23 protein-coding genes are annotated in these 23,728 nt (G+C 71.2%); 15 read left to right on the top strand and 8 right to left on the bottom strand.

Going from position 1 to position 23,728, the window contains the following annotated elements; all coding sequences use genetic code 11:
* Position 1: 1 nt before the first annotated feature.
* The 7 genes from ACZ5UI_RS16510 to ACZ5UI_RS16480 all read left to right on the top strand — a co-directional run bounded on the left by ACZ5UI_RS16510 (position 2) and on the right by ACZ5UI_RS16480 (position 7,723).
* On the top strand, positions 2–559 hold the full coding sequence (locus ACZ5UI_RS16510; protein WP_464188802.1) for a luciferase domain-containing protein: 558 nt from the start codon (positions 2–4) through the stop codon (positions 557–559).
* Entirely contained in the window at positions 559–1,725 is a 1,167-nt protein-coding gene (gene queG, locus ACZ5UI_RS16505) for a tRNA epoxyqueuosine(34) reductase QueG (protein ID WP_464188800.1), read from the top strand. The genes ACZ5UI_RS16510 and queG overlap by 1 nt, the downstream gene beginning before the upstream one ends.
* Before the next feature lie 25 nt (positions 1,726–1,750).
* Positions 1,751–2,653, top strand: coding sequence for a polysaccharide deacetylase family protein (locus ACZ5UI_RS16500; protein ID WP_464188798.1), 903 nt, complete (start codon positions 1,751–1,753; stop codon positions 2,651–2,653).
* Positions 2,650–3,873 (top strand): M24 family metallopeptidase, encoded by a 1,224-nt coding sequence (locus ACZ5UI_RS16495; RefSeq protein ID WP_464188796.1) that lies wholly within the window; start codon positions 2,650–2,652, stop codon positions 3,871–3,873. Before ACZ5UI_RS16500 ends, ACZ5UI_RS16495 begins: the two co-directional genes overlap by 4 nt.
* A gap of 79 nt (positions 3,874–3,952) precedes the next feature.
* Complete coding sequence (locus ACZ5UI_RS16490) at positions 3,953–5,065, top strand: helix-turn-helix transcriptional regulator (RefSeq protein ID WP_464188794.1); 1,113 nt, start codon at positions 3,953–3,955, stop codon at positions 5,063–5,065.
* Between the two features lie 130 nt (positions 5,066–5,195).
* Entirely contained in the window at positions 5,196–6,419 is a 1,224-nt protein-coding gene (locus ACZ5UI_RS16485) for an NAD(P)/FAD-dependent oxidoreductase (RefSeq protein WP_464188792.1), read from the top strand.
* Positions 6,416–7,723 (top strand): hydantoinase/carbamoylase family amidase, encoded by a 1,308-nt coding sequence (locus ACZ5UI_RS16480; protein ID WP_464188790.1) that lies wholly within the window; start codon positions 6,416–6,418, stop codon positions 7,721–7,723. The genes ACZ5UI_RS16485 and ACZ5UI_RS16480 overlap by 4 nt, the downstream gene beginning before the upstream one ends.
* Here the strand turns inward: ACZ5UI_RS16480 and ACZ5UI_RS16475 are convergent.
* Positions 7,672–8,988 carry an L-serine ammonia-lyase gene (locus ACZ5UI_RS16475; RefSeq protein WP_464188788.1) on the bottom strand — a complete coding sequence of 439 codons (1,317 nt, stop codon included), beginning with the start codon at positions 8,986–8,988 and terminating at the stop codon, positions 7,672–7,674. The two genes, ACZ5UI_RS16480 and ACZ5UI_RS16475, sit on opposite strands and share 52 nt — an antisense overlap.
* A 96-nt stretch (positions 8,989–9,084) precedes the next feature.
* Between ACZ5UI_RS16475 and glyA the strand changes: the two genes are divergently transcribed.
* Complete coding sequence (gene glyA / locus ACZ5UI_RS16470; RefSeq protein ID WP_464188786.1) at positions 9,085–10,389, top strand: serine hydroxymethyltransferase; 1,305 nt, start codon at positions 9,085–9,087, stop codon at positions 10,387–10,389.
* Positions 10,390–10,538: 149 nt separating this feature from the next.
* Positions 10,539–11,936: an ammonium transporter family protein gene (locus tag ACZ5UI_RS16465; RefSeq protein ID WP_464188784.1), complete on the top strand. Its 1,398-nt coding sequence runs from the start codon at positions 10,539–10,541 to the stop codon at positions 11,934–11,936.
* Positions 11,937–12,237: 301 nt separating this feature from the next.
* Here ACZ5UI_RS16465 and ACZ5UI_RS16460 read toward each other — a convergent pair whose 3' ends face one another.
* Both ACZ5UI_RS16460 and ACZ5UI_RS16455 read right to left on the bottom strand, forming a co-directional pair.
* Positions 12,238–12,663 (bottom strand): putative toxin-antitoxin system toxin component, PIN family, encoded by a 426-nt coding sequence (locus ACZ5UI_RS16460; RefSeq protein ID WP_464188782.1) that lies wholly within the window; start codon positions 12,661–12,663, stop codon positions 12,238–12,240.
* Positions 12,660–12,902, bottom strand: coding sequence for a hypothetical protein (locus tag ACZ5UI_RS16455; protein ID WP_464188780.1), 243 nt, complete (start codon positions 12,900–12,902; stop codon positions 12,660–12,662). The genes ACZ5UI_RS16460 and ACZ5UI_RS16455 overlap by 4 nt, the downstream gene beginning before the upstream one ends.
* Positions 12,903–12,958: 56 nt before the next feature.
* Here ACZ5UI_RS16455 and ACZ5UI_RS16450 point away from each other — a divergent pair, with 56 nt between their 5' ends.
* Positions 12,959–13,276, top strand: a complete 318-nt coding sequence (locus ACZ5UI_RS16450) for a hypothetical protein (RefSeq protein ID WP_464188778.1) — start codon at positions 12,959–12,961, stop codon at positions 13,274–13,276.
* Between the two features lie 7 nt (positions 13,277–13,283).
* Here the strand turns inward: ACZ5UI_RS16450 and ACZ5UI_RS16445 are convergent, their stop codons facing one another.
* The gene (locus ACZ5UI_RS16445; protein ID WP_464188776.1) at positions 13,284–14,618 is read right to left on the bottom strand and encodes an LLM class flavin-dependent oxidoreductase; all 1,335 of its coding nucleotides are present in this window, start codon (positions 14,616–14,618) and stop codon (positions 13,284–13,286) included.
* A 211-nt stretch (positions 14,619–14,829) separates the two neighbouring features.
* Here ACZ5UI_RS16445 and ACZ5UI_RS16440 point away from each other — a divergent pair, with 211 nt between their 5' ends.
* Genes ACZ5UI_RS16440 through ACZ5UI_RS16430 form a run of 3 tightly spaced genes read left to right on the top strand, consistent with a single transcriptional unit; the run spans position 14,830 to position 17,908 of the window.
* Positions 14,830–15,840 carry a sugar ABC transporter substrate-binding protein gene (locus ACZ5UI_RS16440; protein ID WP_464188774.1) on the top strand — a complete coding sequence of 337 codons (1,011 nt, stop codon included), beginning with the start codon at positions 14,830–14,832 and terminating at the stop codon, positions 15,838–15,840.
* Complete coding sequence (locus ACZ5UI_RS16435; RefSeq protein ID WP_464188772.1) at positions 15,837–16,628, top strand: alpha/beta fold hydrolase; 792 nt, start codon at positions 15,837–15,839, stop codon at positions 16,626–16,628. The genes ACZ5UI_RS16440 and ACZ5UI_RS16435 overlap by 4 nt, the downstream gene beginning before the upstream one ends.
* On the top strand, positions 16,628–17,908 hold the full coding sequence (locus tag ACZ5UI_RS16430; RefSeq protein WP_464188770.1) for an LLM class flavin-dependent oxidoreductase: 1,281 nt from the start codon (positions 16,628–16,630) through the stop codon (positions 17,906–17,908). The genes ACZ5UI_RS16435 and ACZ5UI_RS16430 overlap by 1 nt, the downstream gene beginning before the upstream one ends.
* On the opposite strand, the gene ACZ5UI_RS16425 is transcribed toward ACZ5UI_RS16430, so the two are convergent.
* Complete coding sequence (locus tag ACZ5UI_RS16425; RefSeq protein WP_464188768.1) at positions 17,881–18,345, bottom strand: hypothetical protein; 465 nt, start codon at positions 18,343–18,345, stop codon at positions 17,881–17,883. The two genes, ACZ5UI_RS16430 and ACZ5UI_RS16425, sit on opposite strands and share 28 nt — an antisense overlap.
* Before the next feature lie 62 nt (positions 18,346–18,407).
* Between ACZ5UI_RS16425 and ACZ5UI_RS16420 the strand changes: the two genes are divergently transcribed.
* Positions 18,408–19,595, top strand: a complete 1,188-nt coding sequence (locus ACZ5UI_RS16420; protein WP_464188766.1) for a Rieske 2Fe-2S domain-containing protein — start codon at positions 18,408–18,410, stop codon at positions 19,593–19,595.
* Positions 19,595–20,524, top strand: a complete 930-nt coding sequence (locus ACZ5UI_RS16415; RefSeq protein WP_464188764.1) for a PDR/VanB family oxidoreductase — start codon at positions 19,595–19,597, stop codon at positions 20,522–20,524. Before ACZ5UI_RS16420 ends, ACZ5UI_RS16415 begins: the two co-directional genes overlap by 1 nt.
* Here the strand turns inward: ACZ5UI_RS16415 and ACZ5UI_RS16410 are convergent.
* The 3 genes from ACZ5UI_RS16410 to ACZ5UI_RS16400 are packed head-to-tail and all read right to left on the bottom strand — an operon-like array spanning position 20,498 to position 23,668.
* On the bottom strand, positions 20,498–20,845 hold the full coding sequence (locus tag ACZ5UI_RS16410; RefSeq protein ID WP_464188762.1) for a Rieske (2Fe-2S) protein: 348 nt from the start codon (positions 20,843–20,845) through the stop codon (positions 20,498–20,500). The genes ACZ5UI_RS16415 and ACZ5UI_RS16410 overlap by 27 nt on opposite strands.
* A 5-nt stretch (positions 20,846–20,850) precedes the next feature.
* Positions 20,851–21,522, bottom strand: a complete 672-nt coding sequence (locus ACZ5UI_RS16405; protein ID WP_464188760.1) for a GntR family transcriptional regulator — start codon at positions 21,520–21,522, stop codon at positions 20,851–20,853.
* A 25-nt stretch (positions 21,523–21,547) separates the two neighbouring features.
* Positions 21,548–23,668, bottom strand: a complete 2,121-nt coding sequence (locus ACZ5UI_RS16400) for an oxidoreductase (protein ID WP_464188758.1) — start codon at positions 23,666–23,668, stop codon at positions 21,548–21,550.
* Positions 23,669–23,728: the final 60 nt, after the last annotated feature.

Below are 23,728 nucleotides of genomic sequence, written 5' to 3'. Positions count from 1 at the left end.
GGTGCGGACGCAGGTGCGCACGGCGGTCGAGCGTCCGCGCTGGCGGATCACCGAGGACTGGATCACCAAGGATCCGCCTCGGTGCCTGCAGGATGTCCCGCGGCGAGCCGGTGGCCGCGCGGACATCGCTCGGCAGTTCCCGTGCGCGCAGGTGACGCAGGCCGACCGGGCGACGGCCCAGGAGGAGATCCTGGCGCTCGTCGCCACCTGGCCCGAGGTCACCGTCGCGCCCGTGCGACAGACGATCCCGGGCGCCCAGGCCCTGCTGCTGGACGAGCGCCGGGCCGAAGGTCAGGGGGAGGCGTTCATCCTCGGCCTGGAGTTCGCGCACGTCCGGGCCGAGGGCAGCGTCCACACCGCGCTCGCGCCCGAATGGGCCGAGCCGCTGCTGGAGAAGGGGTGGGGGCAGATCCACCCGCTCGCGCTCTACGGGTTGATCCAGCCCCAGAGCCTCGTGTTCTACGCCCCGCGCGACGAGAACGAGCTGGGCGTGATCGAACGCATCCTGGTCGCCGCGTACTCGTATGCGTGCGGCCACTACGTCGAAGGCGCGCGGTGATGGACGCGCGCGCCGATGCGATCCGCACAGCCGCGCGCGACCTGGGCTTCGAGGCCCGCTGGGGGGAGGGGGACCTGCCGCCCTTCGTGATCGAGCGCTACGCGAACTGGCTGAGCGAGCGCCGGCACGCGACGATGGGCGAGCTGCAGCGCGGCGTCGAGGTGCGCCTCGACCCGCTCCAGCGGTTCGGCTGGGTGCGCAGCGCGCTCGTGCTGGGCGCCGCGCACGCCTATCCGGATCCGGGGGCGCCCCAGGACGGCCTGCGCATCGGCCGCGTCGGCCGGATGTACTGGGTGCGCGAGCAGGGCTACGTCGAGCGCGTCCTGCGCCCGCACATCGAGCAGCTCAAGAGCGTGTGTCGGGAGCATGGCGTGCGGGCGCGCGACTGGGTCGATCAGGGACCGCTGCCGGTGCGCAGCTACGCCGCGCGCGCAGGCCTCGGCTGGGTCGGCCGCAACGGGATGGTCATCACCCCGCAGCTGGGGACCTACACGACGCTGACCGTGCTCCTCACCGATCTCGAGGTGCCAGCGGCGGTCGAGCACAAGAACCGCTGTGGCAGCTGCACGCGGTGCCTGCCGGCCTGTCCCACCGGAGCCCTGCTCGGCGACGGGACGATGGACGCGCGGCGCTGCATCAGCTACTGGACGACGCAGCATCCGGGGTTGATCCCCACCGAGATGTGGTCCGGCATGGGCACATGGGTGTTCGGCTGCGACGTCTGCCAGGAGGTCTGCCCGTGGAACGCGAAGGCCGAGGCGTTCTGGTCGGGATACATGCCCGAGGCGACGCTGGCGCATCCCGACCTGCGGACGTTCTTCTCCGCGCATCCGGAGGCCGGGATCTTCGAGCGCCTCTACGCGGGCAGCGCGTTCGCCCGCGCGGGACGCGGCCGCGTCGCGCGCAACGCACTCATCGCGCTCGCCAACACCGGCGACCCGGTGCACCGGCCCTCCTGTCGACTCGGCGCGAGCGACGTGGATCCGATCGTCCGCGCGACCGCAGCCCACGCACTCGTCCGCCTGGGCGATCGCCGGTCCGTCGGCCAGCTGCTCGATGACCCTGACGAGGCCGTGGCGCGCGCCGCGCGCGCGGCCCTGATGGACGAGCCGGACGGGCTGAGAGCTCCGCCGCAGACGCCCGATGTCACCGCAGCGATGGCCTGATGAAACGAGAAGGAGGACGTCCGCGATGATCGCGAATCCTGTGCCCTGGCCCAACAACGCCCGTGTGGCGGTGTCGTTCACGTGGGACGAGGACGCCGACAGCATCCTGCATCTGATGCACCCGGAGACGGGGCACCGCAAGGTCGACACGCAGACGTTCCTGCGTTACGGCCCAGACGTCGCGGTCCCGCGGCTGGTCGACATGGCCAAGCGGCAGGAGATCAAGATGACGTTCTTCATGCCGGGGTGGGCCATCGAGACCTATCCGCGGGCGGCCGAGCTGATCGTCGCCAACGGGCATGAGCTGGGCCACCACGGCTACATCCACGAGATGCCCAACGAGCAGTCCCCCGAGGAGGAGGAGCACTGGCTCGTGCGCGGCATCGAGATCATCCAGGGCATCACCGGTCGGGCTCCGGTCGGCTACCGCGCCCCGTGGTTCAAGTACTCCGATCGGACCACCGACCTGTTGATCAAGCACGGCTTCCTCTACGACGCCAGCCTGATGGGCGACGACATCCCGTACGTGATGCGGGGCGAGGGCGGAGAGGTCATCGAGCTGCCGTCGCACTGGGGGATGGACGACTACCCCCACTACGCGCACGTCCCGGACTACGACTACATGATGCCCCCGAAGTCCGGGGAGGAGGCGATGCGCGTCTTCCGCGAGGAGTTCGACGCCATGTGGGAGCACCGCGGCCTGTGGGTCACGATCTGGCACCCCTTCAACTCGGGTCGCCTGGCGCGGGCGATCGAGGTCGAGAAGCTCATCGAGTACATGAAGGACAAGGGCGACGTCTGGTTCGCGACGACGCAGGAGATCGCCGAGCACGTCCGCGCGTGCATCGACGACGGCTCGTACACGCCGCGCGTCGACACCCTGCCGTACTACCCCGACGCCGTTCAGCCCAGGACGCCGACCGCATGAGCGCCGGCACCACGACCGACCAGGGCGCCCGCTACTTCCCGCTGTCGGAGTACCACGAGCGGTGGGAGCGGGTCCATGACGAGATGCGCCGGCGGGGCTATGACGCCGCCGTCGTGTGGAGCCGCTCCGGCGGCTCCTACGACCGGTGCGCCGACGTGCTGTGGCTGGCCAACTACTACTCCCAGGCGTCCGGGCAGGGCCTCGACACCGCCGTGTTCAACGCGCGCGGGCTCGGGGCCGTGATCCTGCAACCAGGCACGGAGGCCGACCTGCAGGCCGATGAGCCGTGGCCGCGCCTGGACGTCGTCGCGGCGGGGAACGTCGAGTGGCACTACGACCCGATCAAGGGCGTCGCCGACGCGCTGCGCCGGCGCGGGATTCGCGGGCGTGTGGCGATCGTGGGGACGCAGATCCTCCCGATGAAGCACTGGCTGCAACTGGAGCGCGAGACGACGGCGGACGGGATCGAATGGGTCCACGACGACGACCTCGTGCTCGACGTCCGGCGCAAGAAGTCGGCGGCGGAGATCCGTTGCATGCGCGAGGGCGGCCAGGTCATGACGCTGGCGCTCAACCGCCTCATGCAGGGCCTCATCGACGGGGAACGCGAGAACGTGGCGGCCGGCGCCGCCAGCGAGATCATCGTGCGCGAGGGCGGGGCGGTGCACATGGTCCCCTGCTCCCATGGAGAGATGATCCGCTACTGGGTCAGCAACCCGCTGACGGGGCATTCGGATGTCGCACCCAATCCGGGCGATCTCGTGCGCGGTTGGATCTACGGGCCCGTCCGTGAGGGCTACTGGCTCGACCCCGGCCGGACGGCGGTCTGCGGCGGCCAGCCCAACGACGACCAGCGGTCGATCGTCGAGGACAACGCGCGGATCATCCACACGCTCATCGACGCCATCAAGCCGGGTGTCCGCGTGAAGGAGGTCGCCGAGCTGGGAGAGAGGCTCGTCACGGAGGCCAGCGACGAGAAGGATCAGGCGGCCGAGAAGTGGCCGCACTTCGGCCACTACATGGGGATGTTCTTCGAGACGCCCTACATCGGCGCGACCATGTGCGGCGACGACGACGTCTTCGAGGCGGGCACCGTCCTCGGCGTCGAGGCGTTCATCGCGCGCAAGGACGTCGGGGCCTCGGGCATCGAGCAGAACTTCATCCTGCACGAGGACGGCAGCATCGAGCACATCACCACGACGCCGATGGTGTGGTGGTGATGTGGACCAACCGTATGGCATGAGTCCGCCCACATTGCCATTGCCAGCCCGGGTCAGGCGACCATAGGGTCTCGAACACATGTCGGGCGGCGTCATCGACGTGGTGTCCAGGGCGGCGGAGATCGCCGCCTCGGGCTCCGACGTCGAGGAGAAGGTGGCGGAGATCCTCGATGCGGCCGAGCCCATCGCGCGGGTCGACGGCTGGATGATCTGGGGCCTCGACCCGATGACCGGCCAGCGCCACCAGCTGTACGCCAAGGGCTATCCCGCGGACCTGATGACGTATCTGGACGGCCCGGATTTCGAGATCGACGTGCTGACGCCGTTCGCGCAGGCCGAGACCGGTTGGCCGGCGCGCGTGCGCGACCTGCCGTTCAGGCCGTCCGATCTGCGGTGCATGTCCGAGTTCTACCTGCCGGTCGGGTTCGTCGAGGGGCTCGTGGCGCCGCTGGCGTCCGCGGGTGGTCGCCTGACGGGGTTCCTGGACTCCTCGGCGTCCGATCGGCGCAACCCCTCCGACGAGGCGCGCGAGCTGATGTCGCATCTGTCGCGCGTGCTCGGTCGCGTGATCGACCCGGTCGAGGAGAGCCGGCGGGCCGGACAGCTCCTCGCCGGCGAGCAGTACGTGCTGAAGATCGAGGCCGAGCGGGACGGGGACACGAGCGGGCCGCAGGTCGAGGTCGTCCGTCGCCGGGCCGAGGAGGGGCACGAGCTCGTGGCGTTCTTCGCCGGCGTCGTCGACCTCATCCTCGCGTCCCAGCGCGACTGGTGGACCACCCAGTTCTTCTGGGAGGGAGCCGCGGATCAGTGGTACCGGTGCCGGTGCGTGCGTCGTCACGACGGCGGGATCATCGCGGGCCTGTCCCGGCTGGAGCGGCTGCCCTACGGGCTGTCGCGACGCGAGCTCGACGTGCTCACCCTGGTGGCCGACGGTGCGCGCAACGACGACATCGCCGCGGCCCTGGTGGTGACGACCCGCACCGTGAAGGCCCACGTCCAGCACATCCTCGAGAAGCTGGACGTGTCGAGTCGCTCGGCGGCGACGCGAACGGCGATCGAGGAGGGCATCCTGCTGCGCCCGCCGCGGACCGCGCTGGTGGGCGGCGGGCCGACGAGTCACGACCGGTGGCCGCTGCCTGCGCTGCGGGCCGCCACCGCACGGGCAGCGCACACGCCGCCCGACGTGCGGTGACGGCGGCGGCCGTCCCAGGAGAGGCGTCCTCGCGGACGCGCGACGTACACCCGACCCGCGAACCGGCGGTTCACCGAGTGCGGAGGTCGGTTCGGATCGAGGTCACGAGAAGGGCAGGACGGAGAGAGACATGACGATCAAGACGGTGGCGATCATCGGGGCGAGCCTGGCGGGGGCCAGTGCGGCGGTGACGCTGCGGGACGAGGGCTTCGACGGCGAGATCCTGCTCCTCGGAGACGAGCAGGAGCTGCCCTACGAGCGGCCGTCGCTGTCGAAGGAGTACCTGGCGGGCAAGCAGCCGTTCGAGCAGGCGCTCGTGCACCCGGCCGAGGCGTACGAAGGGCGCGCGATCCAGCTGCGCTCCGGTGCGGCGGTCGCGTCGCTGGACACGCGGGAGCGGGCGGCCGTGCTCGCGGACGGGACGCGGCTGCGGGCCGATGCGTTCGTGATCGCCACCGGCACCCGCAGCCGGCGGCCGGCGATCCCGGGGCGGGAGCTCGAGGGCATCCACGACCTGCGCTCGCGCGCCGACGCAGATGCCCTGCGCGCGGAGATCGCGCCCGGCCGGCGCGCGGTCGTCGTCGGAATGGGGTTCATCGGCTGCGAGGTCGCCGCGACGCTCGGCCAGGCCGGCGTCGAGGTCGTCGCCATCGAGGCGTTCTCGGTCCCGCTGGAGCGGATCCTCGGGCTCGACGTCGGGCAGGTCGTGGCCGACATACATGCCGAGCGCGGGGTCAAGCTGCTGCTCGGAGACGGGGTGCACGCCTTCGAGGGCGACGGACGCGTGCGCGCGGTCCGCACGGCGACCGGCCGGCTGGTGGAGTGCGACTTCGCGGTCGTCGGTCTCGGCACCCGGCCCAACACCGAGCTGCTGGATGGCAGCGGGGTCGGCGTCGCCGACGGCGTGGTCGTCGACGAGTACTGCCGCACCAATGTCGAGGGCGTCTACGCCGCCGGCGACGTGGCGCTGCACGCCCACCCCCTGTTCGGCGGGCACATCCGCGTCGAGCACTGGCGCAACGCCGCCCGCCAGGGCGCGGCCGCCGCGCGCTCCATCCTCGGCAAGGGCACGCCGTACGAGGAGCTGCACTGGTTCTGGTCGGACCAGTACGACACCAACATCCAGTACCTCGGCCATCACGGCCGCTACGACGAGCTGGTCGTCCGCGGGAGCCTCGACGACCGGCGGTTCCTCGCGTTCTACCTCCAGGACGGCGTGCCACAGTCGGCGGTCGCGGTCAACATGGGGCGCGACCTGCGACGCGCGTCCAAGATCCTGGAGGCGCGCCGACCGGTCGACGCCGGGCTGCTGCGCGATCCCGACGCCGACCTGCGGCGGGTGGTGGCGGCGTGAGCGCCACGAGCACCGCGCACGTCACCATCGACCGGGAGCGCTCTCGCGACCGCATCGCGCGCGACGTCCTGACCTTGGCGGGTCCCCAGTACACCCGCAGCGCGGACGCGGTGTGCCGCTACGCGTACACGCCGCAGTGGCGGCGGGCGCACGAGTACTTCGCGCAGCAGCTGCGCCAGCTCGGCTTCGAGGTGCGGGACGATCCGGTCGGCAACCTGGTCGCGCAGAACGTCGCGCGCGGCGAGCCGGTGTACGGGCTGGGGTCGCACTGCGACTCCAATCGCAACGGCGGGCCGTGGGACGGTCCGCTCGGCGTGGCCCTGGCGGTCGAGGTGGCGCGGCTGGACCGCGAGCAGGGCCTCGGCCTGCCCCTGCGGATCATCTCGTTCCTGGAGGAGGAGGGGTCCGGGTTCGGCCAGCTGCTGCTGGGCAGCCGGATCGCCGCGGGGCGGATCGGCGAGGCGGAGCTGCGCGACGACGTGCGGGCGCTCGACGACGGCCGGCCGTTCTTCGAGCTCGCCGCCGAGGCCGGCCACCGGCCGCAGGACTGGCGCGAGTGCGCGGCGACGCTGGACGATCTGGTCGGCTGGGTCGAGACGCACATCGAGCAGGGACGCGTGCTGCAGGACGAGCACGTGACGCTCGGGGTGGTCGAGGCCATCTCGGGCTACGTGCATGCCGACGTGCACCTGACCGGCCGATCGGGGCATGCCGGCGCGACGCCGCTGGCCGGCCGCAGCGACGCGCTGGCCGCGGCGGCCGAGATCGTCCTCGAGGTCGAGCGGCTGGCCGCGGCCGCGGGGCGCGGGACGGTGGCGACGGTCGGCGAACTCGATGTCGAGCCGGGCCTCATCAACGTGATCCCCGGCGCCGTGCGCCTGTCGCTGGACATCCGCGGCGTGGATGGCGATGCGGTGCAGGGGGTGGCGGCGGCGATCGAGGCGTTCGCCGCCGAGGTCGGGCGCCGGCGGTCGGTCGGCGCCCGCTACGCGGTGCGCCAGGCCGTCGCGCCGACGCCGATGGATCCGTCGATCCTCGAAGCGCTCGAGGCCAGCGCCGCGGCCGCCGGCGTGACGCACCGGCGGATGACGTCCGGGGCGGCGCACGACACCATGTGCGTGGCCGACCGGTCACCCGCGGCGATGGTGTTCGTGCCGTGCCGCGACGGCATCAGCCACGCGCCCGAGGAAGAGGCGGACCCGCTCGACGGGGCACGCGCCGCGGAGGTCGTCCTCAACGCGCTCGTGCGCCTTCAGCAGGCCGGGACGCTCACCGCCAGGCCGCCGCGGGCGGTCTCCTTGTAGCTCTCGTGCATGTCGCGCCCGGTGCGGCGCATGGCGTCGATGACGTTGTCCAGTGACACCACGTGGACGCCGTCGGAGCGCAGAGCGAGCTTGGCGGCGGCGATCGCCTTGCCGGCGCCGAGCGCGTTGCGTTCGATGCAGGGCACCTGCACGAGGCCGCCGATGGGGTCGCACGTCATGCCCAGGTGGTGCTCCAGGGCGATCTCCGCCGCGTTGGCCACCTGGGCCGGCGTTCCCCCGAGCGCCTCGGCCAGAGCGGCGGCAGCCATGGAGGCGGCCGATCCAACCTCGCCCTGACAGCCGACCTCCGCGCCGGAGATCGAGGCGTTGTGCTTGATGAGGGCGCCGATGGCGGCGGCGCAGAGCAGCATCCGCACGATGCCCGCATCGTCGACGCCCTCCACCCGCTGCGCATAGCGCAGCACGGCCGGAAGCACTCCGGCAGCGCCGTTCGTCGGCGCCGTCACGACCCGGCCGCCGGCGGCGTTCTCCTCGTTGACGGCGATCGCCCAGAGCGCGACCCACTCGAGCTCTTCCAGGGGCCCGCCGCCGTTGGTGAGCAGCGACTGGTGCAGGCCCGGCGCCCGTCGGCGGACCCGCAGGCCGCCCGGGAGCTCCCCCTCCGATCGCAGACCGCGCTCGATGCAGTCGCTCATCGCCTGGGCGATGGCCTGCAGGCCCGCGGTGACCTCGACGGCGGGGCGGCGCGCGGCCTCGTTGGCGGCCGCGACGGCGGCGATGCTGCCGAGCCGGTTGGCGTGGTCCAGGAGCTCCTCGCCGGACGTGAACGCGAACGGGAGCTCCGCCGACTCCGACGTCGACGGCGCCCCGTCCTGCGTCAGGAAGCCGCCCCCGATCGACCGGTAGGTGCGGTGGAGCAGCATGCCGCCCCGGTGATCCGTGGCCTCGAAGCGCATCGCGTTGGGGTGCCCGGCGGGACCGCCGCGAGCCTGCTTGTGCAGCTCGTAGCGGACGGACGCGCCGTCGGACAGGACCACGCGCTCGGGCGTTGCCGGGAGACCGAGGACGAAGGCTGGGTCGATCGTCCGCGGATCGGCTCCGCCCAGGCCGGCGACAAGGGCCCGATCGGTTCCGTGACCCTTGCCGGTGAGGGCCAGGGATCCGAACAGCACCACGCGCACCACGGCGACGGGGGCGCCGGCCAGGTCGGCCGCGACCAGCCGGGCCGCCGACATGGGGCCGACGGTGTGGCTGCTGGAGGGACCGACCCCGATGCGGAACAGGGCAAAAGCGCCGGCGAGCATCGCTGGAGTATTGGTCCAACCATTCGCCCGAGCAATTGGTCCAACGATCAATTGACCGACCGTCCGCGCGGGGCCACAGTGATCGACCGAGATCTGATGATGACCGTGACCGACGTACCCCAAGACGTGCTGAATCGACCGCTCGCCCAGGTCGATCCCGAGATCGCCGAGGTCCTCCGCGGTGAGCTGACCCGCCAGCAGAACACGCTGGAGATGATCGCCTCGGAGAACTTCGTCCCACGCGCCGTCCTGGAGTGTCAGGGCAGCGTGCTGACGAACAAGTACGCGGAGGGCTACCCGGGCAAGCGGTACTACGGCGGCTGCGAATGGGTCGACGTCTCCGAGCAGCTGGCTCGGGACCGAGCGCGTGCGCTGTTCGGGGGCGACCACGTCAATGTCCAGCCGCACTCGGGGGCGCAGGCCAACGCAGCGGTCTACCACGCGCTGCTCGATCCCGGTGACACGCTGATGGGCCTGGCCCTCGATCACGGCGGCCATCTCACCCACGGGATGAAGCTCAACGTCTCGGGGCGCCTCTATCGCGTCGTCGCCTACGGCGTGCGACGCGACACGGGGCTGATCGACCTCGACGAAGTGCGCGAGATCGCGCTCGCCGAGCGCCCGAAGGTGATCGTCGCGGGCTGGTCGGCCTATCCGCGCCAGCTGGACTTCGCGGCGTTCCGTGAGATCGCCGACGCGTGCGGGGCACAGCTGGTCGTGGACATGTCGCACTTCGCCGGGCTGGTCGCGGCCGGGCTGCACCCCAGTCCCGTGCCCCACGCCGACGTCGTGACGACGACGATCCACAAGACGATCGGCGGCGCGCGCGGCGGGATGATCATCTGCCGGGAGGCGCTGGGCCGCAAGATCGACTCCGCGGTGTTCCCCGGTCAGCAGGGCGGGCCGCTGCAGCACGTGATCGCCGGGAAGGCGGTCGCCCTGCGGATCGCCGCTTCGCCCGCGTTCGCTGAGCGCCAGCGGCGCACGCTGGACGGCGCCCGCGCCGTCGCGGAGCGGCTGCTGGCGGGCGACGACGGCCTCGGCGTGTGGTCGGGCGGGACCGATGTCCACCTCGTCGTCGCCGACCTGCGAGGCACCGATCTCGACGGGCAGCAGGCCGAGGACCGGCTGGATGCCATCGGCATCACCGCCAACCGCAACGCCGTCCCGTTCGACCCGCGCCCGCCGATGGTCTCGTCGGGTCTGCGACTCGGGACGCCGGCGCTGGCCACCCGCGGCTTCGGCCAGGACGAGTTCACCGAGTTGGGCGACATCATCCGGATCGCGCTGTCGCCCTCGTTCGACGCCGAGCAGGACGCGCTGCGTGATCGCTGCCGCTCGCTCGCCGCCCGCTTCCCGCTCTACGAGTTCCTGGGGCCGGCGGGCGCCACCGCATCGTAGATCGGCGCGGGTTCCGGTCGCTGGCGCGGCAGAGATGGTCCTTTTGGCCAATAGCCCCGTGACGAGGCCCGACAGATGATGGGCACGGCTCTGGATGGAGGAGAGCTGCGACAGAGCCAGCCCATTCGCCCGTAGTCGAGAGGAAGTTCGTGCCACACCTGATTGCAGCCGTCTTCGAAGACCAGACGACCACCGACATCTTCGCCCAGGTGGTGTTCTACGGCGTCGCCGTCGCAGCGCTGTTCCTGGCCGCGGTAGCGCTCGCGTTCATCGATGCCGGCGGTGTCCGGCGCAAGAACCTCGTTGATACGTGGGTGCAGAAGCTCATCGCCATGCTCATCGCCGGCGGCTCGATGATGATCATCGGCTACGGCGTGTGGGAGTGGCAGTTCAACCAGGCGTTCGGCGTGCCGAACCCCCTGGGGGAGGCGTTGAAGGGATGGTGGCTGGGCGGGACGAACTATCGGACGCTCGCGCAGAACCTCGATCCGGCGATCGTCCCGAGCGCCGACGTCCTGCAGATCTTCGGGGCCTTCTTCTTCACGTGGGCGGCCGTGTTCGGCGCGCTCATCCACAGCGCCGGCCTCGAGCGCGTCAAGGCGTCGGCGACGTACATCCTCGCGGCCGTCGGCGGCGGCATCGTCATGCCGATCGTGGCGTACCTGAGCTGGGGCTCGGCGGGACCGCTGACCAACGCCGGGCTGCACGACTTCCTGGGGGTCTACACGCTGTACATCCTTGTGGGGGTCTGGACCCTGATCCTGGCCTGGCGGGCCGGCCCTCGCCGTGGAACCCCCGTCCCGCACAACCTGAGCTGGACCGCCGCCGGCGTCGGCCTGTTCCTCTTCGCGCTGCCGCTGGCCGTCGTCGGCTGCGGCTACTTCATCCCCGGCTCCGGCTATTTCGGCATCTCGATGGCCGACTCGAGCATCGGCATCGTGGTGACGAACGTCTTCGTTTCCTACTTCGCCGGCGCGCTCGGAGGCGCGCTGATCGCCTACCGAACGCGCAACGTCGCCATGGCGCTGCTGGGTCCGGTCGCCGGCTACATCTCGTGCGCCTCCTCGTTCGATGTATACCGCCCGTGGGAGACGTTCATCGTGGCGTTCTTCGGGCCGCTGGCCGTATACCTCGGCATCCTGTTCATGCGTCGTATCCGGGTGGACGAGGGCAAGGTCGTGGCGTTGACGCTGTTCGGTGGCATCTACGGGGTGGTCGTCAGCGGCTTCGTGGCCTGGCACACGAAGGTGGGCGGCTACTTCGGGATCACCGAAGGCAAGTACGCCTTCCAGAACGCCCAGGTCACGCCCTGGATGCAGCTCTGGGGGGTCGTGCTGATCCTGGCCATCGCCGCCGTCACCGGCCTGGCGCTCGTGTTCCTCATCGAGAAGACCATCGGGCTGCGGGTCAAAGCCGCCGATGAGGATGCGGGTCTGGACGTTGCGTACTGGGATCTGCCCACCCAGGACGACCCGGAGGTCACGGAGATCGCCAGGTCCGTCGCGATCGCGGCGCGACCCGAAGGCGAGCCGGAGCCTGTGTTCTGACAGAGCGCACTGATGACCTCCGCCGCCGCCCGACTCCAGAGGCATCCTCACCCGCAAGCGAGGGCGTGTGCATCACTGTCCGATGCGTGTACCGCGTTCCGGGGTGCGGCGTCGCGAATCCGAGACCGGCGGTTCGTCGGTCCGTGCCGCGTACTCCCTGCGTACTCCCAACTCGGAAGAACGGGGCGAGCGGTGGAGCACTACACCGAACTGAAACGCCCGAACAGGGCTTGAGAGAGCCAAATTTGGCGCCTCTCATAATCGGTCCTATGGACCCTGCGGCGGTGATCCGTCACGGAGGTCAGTCGGCCGGCGCGGTCCGGAGGCGGTCAAGGCACTGTCGCGGCGTCCAGACCGGAGGATCTTCCAGTCCCACCTCGACCAGGTCCTTGTCGCCGCTGACGATCGCATCCACGCGTTCCCTGCGGGCGAGCGCGACGAGGTAGTCGTCGTCGGGGTCTCGGGTCGCGCCCTCTGAGCCGCCCGGGTCGTGGACGACGTCCGCTTGGAGTCTCACGCGAGCCAGATACTCGTCACGCTCGCTCGGCGTCACGCGTCTGCTGAGCTTGGGACGGTGGAGAACCTCCTCCAACTCCTGGAGGACCGTCTCACTGATCACGATCTCGATCTCGTCTTCGGCCAGCGCATCAAGGATGACGCGGGGCGCGGAGGTGGCCTTGCCGATGAGACCTGAGACGAGGACGTTCGGGTCGAGGACGAGCCTCACTCGGCTGCGCGACTGACCCGCACAGCCCGCTGCTCCTCGAGAGCGAGTTCCATCGCGTCGTCGTCGGAGAGGTCCGACCGCGCGTTGACCTCGTCGAGCAGCGCTTCGAGCAGATACCCGTTGAGCACGCGCTGCACGACGACGGCGTCGGGCTCGCCGGGCGCGGCGCCCAGACGTGCGCGGGCCTTGGCGACATCGTCAGCGTCGAGTTCGACCGTGACCTTCGCGACGTCAGCCATGCCGTTACGGTACCGCTGACCCCGGTCGCTGGCCAATCCTGGAGGGCTCTGGACTCATGAAGATCCGCGTGACGAACGACGAGCCGTCGGCCGAGACGACATTGGTCGACCCCGCGGACTTCCAGGCGTTCAGCGTCGAGATCGTCGGCGAGGCGAGCGTGGCCACCGATGGCGCGCTGGATGCGCTCGGTCGCGTCGACGATGACGACCACGTGTGGGTCGACCAGGCCGCGCTGCTGCGGCTGGCCGGATCGCACGCCGACGACCCCGCCTGGCGCGACCGCCTGACCGGGATGATCGGCTACGCGCGGTCGCGCGACTGGGTCGACGACAGCGGCGCGATCCGCGCGCACGTCGAGCACACGCTCCGCTAGCGCGGTTTCACAGGTCGGCCGGACGGCGCAGCTCGGGCACGTGGGCCGTGCGCACGTCGACGATCGTGCCGTCGGGCATCCGCGCCGCCGGGGTGGCCTTCGGGCCGGGGGAGACGGCGGCGCATTCGCTGGCGGTCATGAACGCGCGGCGGTCCTCGCCCCGGGCCCAGATCGGGCGGCCGCCCGGCGGGCGGAAGCGCGGCATGACCTGCTCGGCGAACAGCGTCATGCTCTTGTCGATCATCCAGCGGGGCGTGCTGCCGTGGTCGAACATCAGGATCACGCGGCCCGCCTCGGTCTCGTCGGTCAGCTCCTCCAGACGCTCCGCGACCGTCTCGGGTGACCCCGCGATGAGGTTGCCGGCGATCATGTCGTCCCACGTCGCGTCGGAGAAGTCCCGGCTGCGGTAGCCGCCCATGGCCAGCGCGGTCGCCCGCAGGGACGTCTCGCTGACGTGGCCGGGTGGGAAGGAGTCCTGGAAGGTCGAGCGCAGGAAGTTCTGCATCTGCCACCCGAGATGCGCCTCGGCCTCCACGCGCGCCTGCGCGTCGGTCTCGGCGGTGTGGATGAGCGCGACGAGCGTCACCTGGCGCGGATCGGCGGTGTAGCCGTGCTCCTGGCACAGCTCGCGGAACAGCCGGATGTTGCGCAGGTTGACCTCGCGTGCGCCGCCGACCACCTGGTAGGTGTAGCGGTGCTTGGCGCACAGCTCGAGCGTCTCGCGCGAGCCGGCCGCGGGGATCCAGATCGGCGGATGCGGCTCCTGCACGGGACGCGGCCACAGGTTGACGTAGGGCACGTGGAAGAACTCGCCGGCGAACTCGAACGGTCCCGGCTCGGTCAACGCGCGGATCAGCAGGTCGTGCGCCTCGCGGTAGCGCGCGCGGGCCAGCGACGGGTTCATCACCCCGTAGGAGTGGTACTGGCCGCCGATGCCCATCGGCAGCCCCATGATCAGCCGCCCGTTGGACATCATGTCGACGAGGGCGATCTCCTCGGCCAGCCGCACGGGGGACAGGTAGGCGTTGAGCACCGGCCCGACCGCGGCGATCAGCAGGCGCTCGGTGCGCGCGGCCAGGTAGGCGGAGGTGACCATCGCCTGCGCGCTCAGCCCGATCGGCGTGTTGTGGTGCTCGGAGTGCACGATGCCGTCGTAGCCCAGGCGCTCGGAGTTGATGGCCACCTGGACGAAGTCGTCCAGCGTCCGCTGCCCCAGCGCCTTGTCGTAGAAGGTGTTGGGGAGCGAGATGTAGTTGGACCGCGAGTGCTCCTCGACCACGCTCTTGTGGGGCATCCACCGGTACGCGTTGTGATGCATCGCGTAGAACTCAAGCTCTCGCACGGCGTCCATCGTACACGATAAGTGTCCGGAAAACGTGCTTGCGTGTCCGATAGTGCGGCGGCGTGCCGGATCGGCCAGGCATCGGAGGTGGTGCTTGCACAGATCGTGCACGATCGACTAGCGTGATCGAACGCCGTCAACCGAATACCGGCCACGGCCTCGAGGCAACGGAGAGAGAGGGAGCGCACACGAGATGGGACGGACAACGACTTTGAGCGTCGCCGCGCTGGTCGGGCTGGCCGCCATGAGCGGCTGCGGCTCGAGCGATTCGGGCTCGACCTCCACGACGCCGTCCACCGGCGGGGAGACGGCCGCGACGACCGCCGCGGCCAAGCCCGCGAACATCGCCTTCATCAGCGGCTCCTACACCGACTTCAACCAGGTCGAGGAGCAGGGGCTGAAGGACGTCGTCGAGCCCGGCGGCGGCAAGGTGCAGACCTTCAACGCCCAGTTCGACCCGGCGAAGATGCTCCAGCAGTGCAATGACGCGATCAGCAGCGGTCGCTTCAACGCGATCGTCATCGAGGCTGACCCGGTCAGCGGCCCGCCGTGCGTGCAGGCCGCCGCGGTCGCCAAGATCCCGGTGGTCCAGCTCGACGTTCCGCTCCCCGACGTGGCGATCGACGAGCCACAGCTGGAGGGCGTCGTCGGCAGCGCGGTGCTGTCGCTGAAGTCGAACGTCGACAACAGCGTCAAGCTCGTCGAGGACGCCTGCCAGGGCCTGGATCCCTGCAAGGTGGTGGCCGAGATCACCTCGCCGCCCGACACGTACTACGGCCCGGCCATCGAGGCGGTCAAGAAGCTGCCCAACGTCGAGGTGGTGCAGACGATCTCCGGGAAGTTCGACCCGTCGGTGATCGCGACGACGATGCCCGACGTCCTCACCGCACACCCGGACGTCAACGTGTTCCTGTCGACCGCCGACAGCCAGGCGCTGGCCGCGATGCCGGCCATCAAGCAGGCGGGCCTGGACGGCAAGATCAAGGTGATCGGCAACGGCGGCAGCCGGCTGGGCGCCAAGGCCGTGGCCGACGGCACGCTGTTCGGCTCCCAGGGCAACTGGCCCAAGCAGGGCGCGGAGGCGGCGGCCAAGATGGCCATCCAGGCGGTCAACGGGGAGCCAGTCGACCCGCAGGTGGTCGACGTGTCCGCGATCGACTCCCCGATCCTGCTGACCAAGGACACCATCGGTCAGTTCACGCCGGAGTGGGGTGCGGAGTGACGGACGTGACGGCCGACCACGTCGACGTCGGTGGCGTCGACGTGGCCTACCGGCGGCGCGGGAACGGGCCGCCGCTGTTGTTCTTCCACGGGCTCGGGCTGAGCCAGCGCTGGCTTGAGCTGTACGACCGGCTGGCCCGCGACCACGACGTGATCGTGCCCGACCATCCCGGCTTCGGCGATACGGCGCCGGCGCCGTGGATGGCGGACTTCGACGACCTGGCCCTGCACTACGCCGAGCTGGCCGATCGGCTGCGGCTCGGCCCGTTCCACCTCGTGGGGCACTCGTTCGGCGGGTGGGTGGCGGCCGAGTTCGCGGCGTTCTACCCCGAGCGCGTGCGGTCGCTCACGCTGATCACGCCGCTCGGTCTGCGCGTCCCCGGCCATCCGCCGACCGACCTGTTTCGCACCGGCGCGGAGGGTCGCTTGGAGCTGTTGCTCAACGGGCAGGCCGAGGCGATCGCGCAGGTCATCGGGCAACAGGACCCGCTCGAGCAGCTCCTGCAGGACTACGGCGACCTGACCGCTTTCGGCCGGTTCGCCTGGAACCCGCGTTACGACGCCCGCCTGGAGCGGCGCGTGGCGCGCATCGCCGGACCGACGCTGATCGTCGGCGTCGACGAGGACCGGATCCTGCCGGCGGCGCACATCGCCCGGTGGGCGGAGGTCGTGCCCGGCGCCCGCGCGGTGACGGTGTCAGGCCGTGCTGCCCCCAGTGGGCACGGCGTGGTGGTCCAGGAACCCGAGGCGATCGCCGCGGTGATCGACAGCAACACGAAGGGGCAGTGATGCAGGAGCTCGAGTTCTACACGATCGTCGACCGGGTCTACCCGTGGTTTCCGCCCACCTTCGACCGCGACTCGATGGGGATCGACCTGACCAACGGCCACTACGACCCGGATCTCGGGCAGGAGGTGCTCGAGCAGGTCGTCGACAGCACCGTGCTGGCCGAGCGCCTCGGCTTCGACGGCGTGCTGATCTTCGAGCAGCACGGCCATCCGCTGGCGCTGTTCGGCAACGCGCTGACCGGCGCGGCGTGGCTGGCGGCCAAGACATCCGGCATCCGCATCGTGGCGGGCGGGCCGATCCTCAACGCCTACCTGACGCCCGTGCGCCTGGCCGAGGAGATCGCGCTGATCGACGCGCTCAGCGGAGGCCGTCTGACCGTCGCCTTCCCGTTGGGGATCGGCGCGCAGTACCACGCGATGGGCGTCACGAACCCCGTTCACGCCCGCGCTCGCTTCCACGAGACGATCGCGCTGCTGCACAAGATCTGGACCGAGGACGGCCCGTTCGAATGGGCGGGCGAGTACTTCCACATCCCCTACGTGAACGTCTGGCCCAAGCCGCGACAGGCGCCGCACCCGCCGGTGTTCCTGCCCTCGGCGGGCTCGCGCGAGACGATCGAGCTGGCCGCCAGGTACCGCTTCACCTACCAGGCGATCCTGCTGCCCAAGCCGACCCTGCTGCGCAGCTGCCAGCTGTTTCGCGATCTGTGCCAGGAGCACGGCTACGAGGCCGACCCGCGTCAGATCACCGCCGTGGTCGGGGTGCACACGGCCGAGACCGATGAGCAGGCGCGGGCCGAGCTCGAGCGCCACGCGCTGTGGGGCGCCCAGAACATCGTGCGGTTCGCCTTCCACGAGTCGTTCCCGCCCGGCCACGTGAGCCAGTCGTCCCTGCGGGCGATGATGTCGGGCGGCTACCGCAGCTCGGATCCGTCCCAGATGACGTGGGAGGACATGGGCTACATCGCCGGATCGCCCGAGACGGTCAAGCAGCGCCTCGCGGACCTGACCGGGGAGATGGGCGCGGGTCGGGTGATCGTCAGCCAGGAGTTCACGCTGCCGGCCTGGCTGCAGCACAAGTCGATGGCGCTGTTCGCCGAGCAGGTGATGCCCGCGTTCCGCGCGCCCGACGGCAAGGCCGTGTGGCAGCGCGAGCCCAAGCTGGGCTACGACACCGTGACCGAGCGGATCGGTCGCGAGCCGCGGCGCGGCGGGATCCCGCTGGTCCAGATGAACGGGGAGCGGGTGCCGCTCTACCCGGAGATCGGCGCGGCGAGCTGAGCGTGCCCGACCAGGTCCAGCGAATCGAGCGCGGCGATGCCGCAGCGGGGGTCGACGCGGATGATGTGCGCGTCGTCCCCGCCGCCGGCGGCCGGATCGCTGCCCGCCTCTTCGACGAGCAGCCACGGCCGTCCGGCCGCGTAGTGCGCAACCGCCGGCGCCTTGCCGAACTGCACGGGCAGGAAGGTCCAGGGCTGCGCGGGGAGCCGCAGCACGGGCGCCAGCGCGGTGTGCGCGTTGTGCCCCCAGGCGCTGGCCCACACGATCTCGAAGTGCTCGGCCAGGCGAGCGATCCGGTCGGCCGCGACGACGGGCACCTGGATGTCGCGCCGCCAGCGACCCCAGGCGCTGACGCGGTGATCGGACACCGGCACGCGGGCCGGCGCCTCCAGGGCGATCACCCCGTCGACATCGAGCGCGAGCACCGGCACGGGCATGCGGCGACCATACCGCAATCCACGACGAATCGTGTACGATTCTGCGACCGGGAGGCGCGCTGATGGACACCGGGACGGCCTACGGACGCGCCGCAGGGGAGCCGCTGTACCAGTTGGCCCAGGTCGGGCCCGGCACGCCCATGGGCGAGGTGCTGCGTCGCTACTGGCAGCCGGTGGGGCTGGCCGCCTACGCGACGACGACCCCACGGGCGATCCGGATCCTCGGCGAGGACCTCATCCTGTTCCGCGACGGGCAAGGACGGCCGGGGCTGCTGACGCCGCGCTGCTGCCACCGCGGCGCCTCGCTGTTCTTCGGCGGCGTCGAGGCCGACGGCATCCGCTGCTGCTACCACGGCTGGGTCTTCGACGTCGAGGGACGCTGCATCGAACAGCCGTGCGAGCCCGAGCTCGGGCTGCACCGCGACCGCGTGCGCCAGCCCTGGTATCCGCTGCAGGAGCGCTACGGCCTGATCTGGGCCTACCTGGGGCCGGCCGAGCGCAAGCCGCTGCTGCCCCGCTACCAGGTGCTCGAGGAGCTCGGGGACGGCGAGCAGGTCTACGCCGACGACACGTCGCTGGGCGGTGGCGGCCCCCAGGTCCTCGACTTCAACTGGCTGTCGCACTGGGAGAACGTGCTCGACCCATTCCACGTCCCGATCCTGCATGCGCGTTTCAGCGGCAACCAGTTCGTGCCCGAGATGGCGATCATCCCCGAGTGCGAGTTCGCCTACCGCGACACGGGGGTGCGCACGATCCAGCACCGCGACCTGCCCGACGGCCGGCGGCTGCGACGCATCACCGAGACGGTCTTCCCCAACCTGCGCGTGGTCGCCGACCCGAAGCTGACGATGGGGCCGTGCGACCTGCTCGGCTGGGTCGTGCCGATCGACGACACGAGCTTTCAGATCTTCACCGCCTACCGGTCCGCCGACCCCGAGCGGCTGGCCAAGATGCGCTCGACCTTCGGCGGCAAGGCCTGGGCCGAGCTGACCGACGCCGAGCACCAGCGCATGCCCGGCGACTACGAGGCGCAGCGCAGCCAGGGCCCGATCAGCCGCCACACGGAGGACCACCTGACGACCACCGACCAGGGCGTCACGATGCTGCGCCGGATGATGGGGCGGGTGGCCCAGGCCGTGGCCGCCGGACAGGACCCGCCCGGCCTCGTCTTCGACGAGGCCGACACGCTGGTGAGGATCGAGGCGGGCAACTTCATCGAGGAGGCGCCCCACCAGGTCTCCCCGGGCTGATGCGCGCCCTGCGCGTCCGCGCGTTGCGCTGGGAGGCCGAGGGCGTGGTCTCGATCACCCTCGAGGACCCCTCTGGTGCGCCGCTGCCGGCGTGGACGCCGGGGGCCCACGTGGCGATCGCGCTGCGTCCGGGGCTGGAGCGGCAGTACTCGCTGTGCGGCGACCCGAGCGACCACGCCAGCTGGCAGGTCGCCGTGCTCCACGAGCCCGACGGACGGGGCGGATCGGCCTGGGTGCACGAGCGGCTGCGCCCCGGCGATCTGGTTCACGCGCGCGAGCCGCGCAACGACTTCGCGCTCGTCGCCGCCGACGCCTACCTGTTCATCGCCGGCGGGATCGGCATCACGCCGATCCTGCCGATGCTCGCGGCGGCCGACGCGGCGGGCACGCCCTGGCGCCTGCTGTACGGCGGCCGCCGCCGCGCCTCCATGGCCTTCGCCGCCGCGCTGGCCCGCCACGGCGAGCGGGTCACGCTCGCGCCGGAGGACGAGCACGGCCTGCTCGACCTCGATCGAGCGCTGGCCGACCGTGGGGCCGGGGACCGCGTCTACTGCTGCGGACCGGCGCCGCTGCTGGCCGCCGTCCAGGAGCGCGTGCCCGCCGCCGCGCTGCACGTCGAGCGCTTCGCGCCGCTGCTGGACGCCGAGCAGGCCCGCGACGGTCAGGCGTTCGAGGTGCAGCTCGTGCGCTCCGGGCTGACGCTGCAGGTCCCCGACGGCCGGTCGATCATCGAGGTCGCCGAGGCCGCCGGCGTGGTGATCGAGTGCTCCTGTCTGGAAGGCACCTGCGGCACCTGCGAGACCGTGGTGCTCGAGGGCCGACCCGATCATCGCGACGTGATCCTCACCGAGGAAGAGCGCGCCGCCGGCACGACGATGATGATCTGCGTCAGCCGCTCGCGCTCACCCGTGCTGCGCCTCGACCTCTGAGTCGAGCCGCACCTCGAGCCCGTCCGCGGTCTCGCGCACGGGGAGGAACGTCAGCGGGATCTCGGCCGGCTCGAGCTGGACCGACCCGTCGATCAGCGAGAACTCCGCGCCGTGGCAGTTGCAGATCAGCACGCCTTCGGCGGGCTCGACCTCGCCGTAGTCGCTGAAGGCGCACTCGGCGTGCGTGCACAGGTCGGCGAACACGCGCCAACGGCCCTCGTGCAGCACGGCGACGAGCGCCCGGTCGCCGGCCCGGGCCTCGATCACCTCGTCGGGCTCGGCCTCGCCCAGCAGCTCCAGCGTGAGCCAGGACTCCGTCATCGCCGTCAGACCTCCAGCGCGGCCGCGCTGCTGGCGTGGCGGCTGGCCGCGACGGTGCGCAGCGTGTGGGCGCGCGCCTCGGCCTCGATGTCGAAGCTCGGCGCGCGCGTGGCGATCAGGGCGATCAGGTGGTCGTGCTCCTCCAGCGACGTGAACGCGCGCAGCGGGATCGCCCCGTACAGCGTGCTGCGGGCCACGTGCAGCTGGCGCCACGTCTCGGTGATCGAGCGCTTGAGCTCGGGGTTGGGCGTGTGGTCGAAGATCCGCTGGTGAAACCGGGCGTTGAGGCCGGTGAAGGTGGCGAACCCGTCCTCGGCCACCGACGCGCGCATCTGCTCGTTGAGCGCCCGCAGCTCGGCCAACCCGTCCCCCGCCCGCAGCGCCTCGGCCGCCTCGGCCGTCGCGTAGCCGGCCAGCACCGCGAAGGGCGTCATCACGTCGACCCAGGCCTGCGGGTCGCGCTCGGCGACGCGCATGCCGGCGTTGGGCTCGTAGCGCAGCCACCCTTCGGCCTGCAGGCGCCGCAGCGCCTCGCGCACGGGGATGTTGCTGACGTTCAGCTCGCGCGACAGCTCGGCGACGTTCATGCGTCGCCCCGGCGCATACGCGCCGTCGATCAGCCGCGAGCGCACGTACTCGTAGACCTGGTGCTGCTTGCTCGGCGCCGACTCGGCCATCAGCTCGACCATATCGATGGCCCGCTCAGCCGCGCCTGGGCAACAGGGCCACCGACGGGTTCTCGGCGTCGATCTCCCGGGCCAGCCGCTGGCCGCTGAACAGCGCCTCGGCCAGGTCCTGCGGGGCGGCGCAGTCGCCGATCCGGTACAGCGCCTGGATCCCCGCCTCGGCGCGCCGCTCGGGTTGGCCGAGGAGCTCGAGGTAGAGCGCGTCGTCGGAGGCCCGGCGGGTCAGCAGCACGACGGCGTCGCAGGCGACGCGCTCCTCGTTGAACGCCTCGTCCATGAACGTCGCCCCATCGGGCCGGACCTCGGTCAGGACGCGTCCCGGCCGCAGTCGCCCACCGGCCGCCAGGATCTCGCCGCGCAGCGCGAACGAGATGCCGTCCTGGTGGGCGCGCATGCCGATGTCCGCGAACGGGCTGGCCAGCTCGACCTCGTGGCCCTGGGCCTGCAGATACTGCGCGACGGCCAGCGGCGTCTGGTCGGCCTGGCAGTCGTAGACCAGCACGCGCCGCCCGGGCACCGGCTTGCCCCCCAGGATCACCTGCTCGGGCGTCAGCACGTGGGGGAGCCCGGCGTCAGCGCCCGGGATCGGCTGGTTGGAGAAGAAGTCGACCGCCTGCGTGGCCCACGGGGCACCGGTGGCGATGATCACGATCGCGCCGCCGTAGTCCAGCACGCCGTCGGTGTCCAGACGGGTGTTGGGCACGAAGGTCACCTCGCGCAGGTGCTCGACCAGCCACTGGCGGTGCTCGACGACGCGACCGACGGCGTTGTAGCCGGGCAGCTGCGTGTACCAGCGCAGATGGCCGCCCATGCGCCGGTCCGCGTCGACGATGTGGATCTGCTCGAACCCGCGGCGGGCCAGCACGGTCGCGCACTCCAGTCCGGCGGGCCCCGCGCCGACGATCAGCACGGACTGGTCGGCGTTGGTGGCGCGGCTGTACTGCTCGGGATGCCAGCCGCGGCGGAACTCCTCGCCGGTGGTCGCGTTCTGGCTGCAGCCCATCGTGCTCTGCACCTGGCTGTAGGCGCAGTGGTTGGAGCCGATGCACTCGCGGATGCGTCCGAACTCGCCGGCGGCGATCTTGCGCGGCAGGAACGGATCGGCGATGCCCGGGCGGGCGGCGCCGATGAAGTCCAGGTCGCCGGACCGCAGCGTGCGCAGCATCAGGTCGACGTCGGTGAAGCGGGCCGAGCCGACGACGGGCTTGGCGGTCGCCTCCTTGGCCCGCCGGCTCCACTCCAGCGAGGCCCCCTCCTCGTACAGGCGCGACGGGGTCAGGTCCCGGTCGGCATTGGCCAGGCCGCCGATCGCGATGTCCCACAGGTCGACGAGCGGATCCGCCATCCGCATCACCTGCAGCGCCTCCTCGATCTCCAGGCCGCCCGGGCCGAGCGCCTCGATCGCGAAGCGGCAGGCGATCGCCGTGTCGTGCCCGATCTCGTCGCGGATGCGCTGCAGGATCTCCAGCAGGAAGCGGGCGCGGTTCTCCAGCGAGCCGCCGTACTCATCGGTGCGCTGGTTGTAGTACGGGGCCAGGAACTGCATCGGCTGGCCGCTGTGGGCGCAGTGCACGTAGACGATGTCGAAGCCGATCTCGCGGGAGCGGCGCGCGGCGGCGACCCATTCGTCCTGCACGCGCCGGATGTCCGGCAGCGTCATCGTCTGGCCGACCGCGCTGGAGAAGAACAGCGCGTCGCTCTGCATCTGCGTGGTGGCCAGCGCGGGCACCCGGAACTGCCCCGGGTTGGCGATGCCGCCGTAGTGGACGAGCTCGATGCCGGCCAGCGCGCCATGCGCGTGGATCGCCTCGACGATCGGCTGGATCTCCCGCGCGTCGGCGTCGTCGAACAGCTCCAGGCCGGGGATCAGCTGCGTGGTGCCTTCGGGCGCGACGACCGCTTCGCCGGTGGTGACGACGCCCCAGCCGCCTTCGGCGCGGATCCCCCGGTGGGCGACCTCGAGGTTGAGCTCGTGCATGCTCCAGCCCCCGGCGTAGGGGACGCTGTAGAACCGGTTGGGCGCGATCTTGGGGCCGATGGCCAGCGGCTCGTACAGCGGCGCGTAGCGCTCCGGCGCGCTGCTGCGCAGCTCGTCGTGGCTGAACGTCCCCATGTTCCAGCGGTGTGCCTGTGACACGTCTGACTCCTCCATCGCGGCGGTCGTGGTGGTAGATTATCGGGGCACGCTGTCCTGATA

The sequence above is a fragment of the Conexibacter sp. JCM 18997 genome (assembly GCF_055391915.1).
This window is presented reverse-complemented; position numbering and strand designations above follow the sequence as displayed.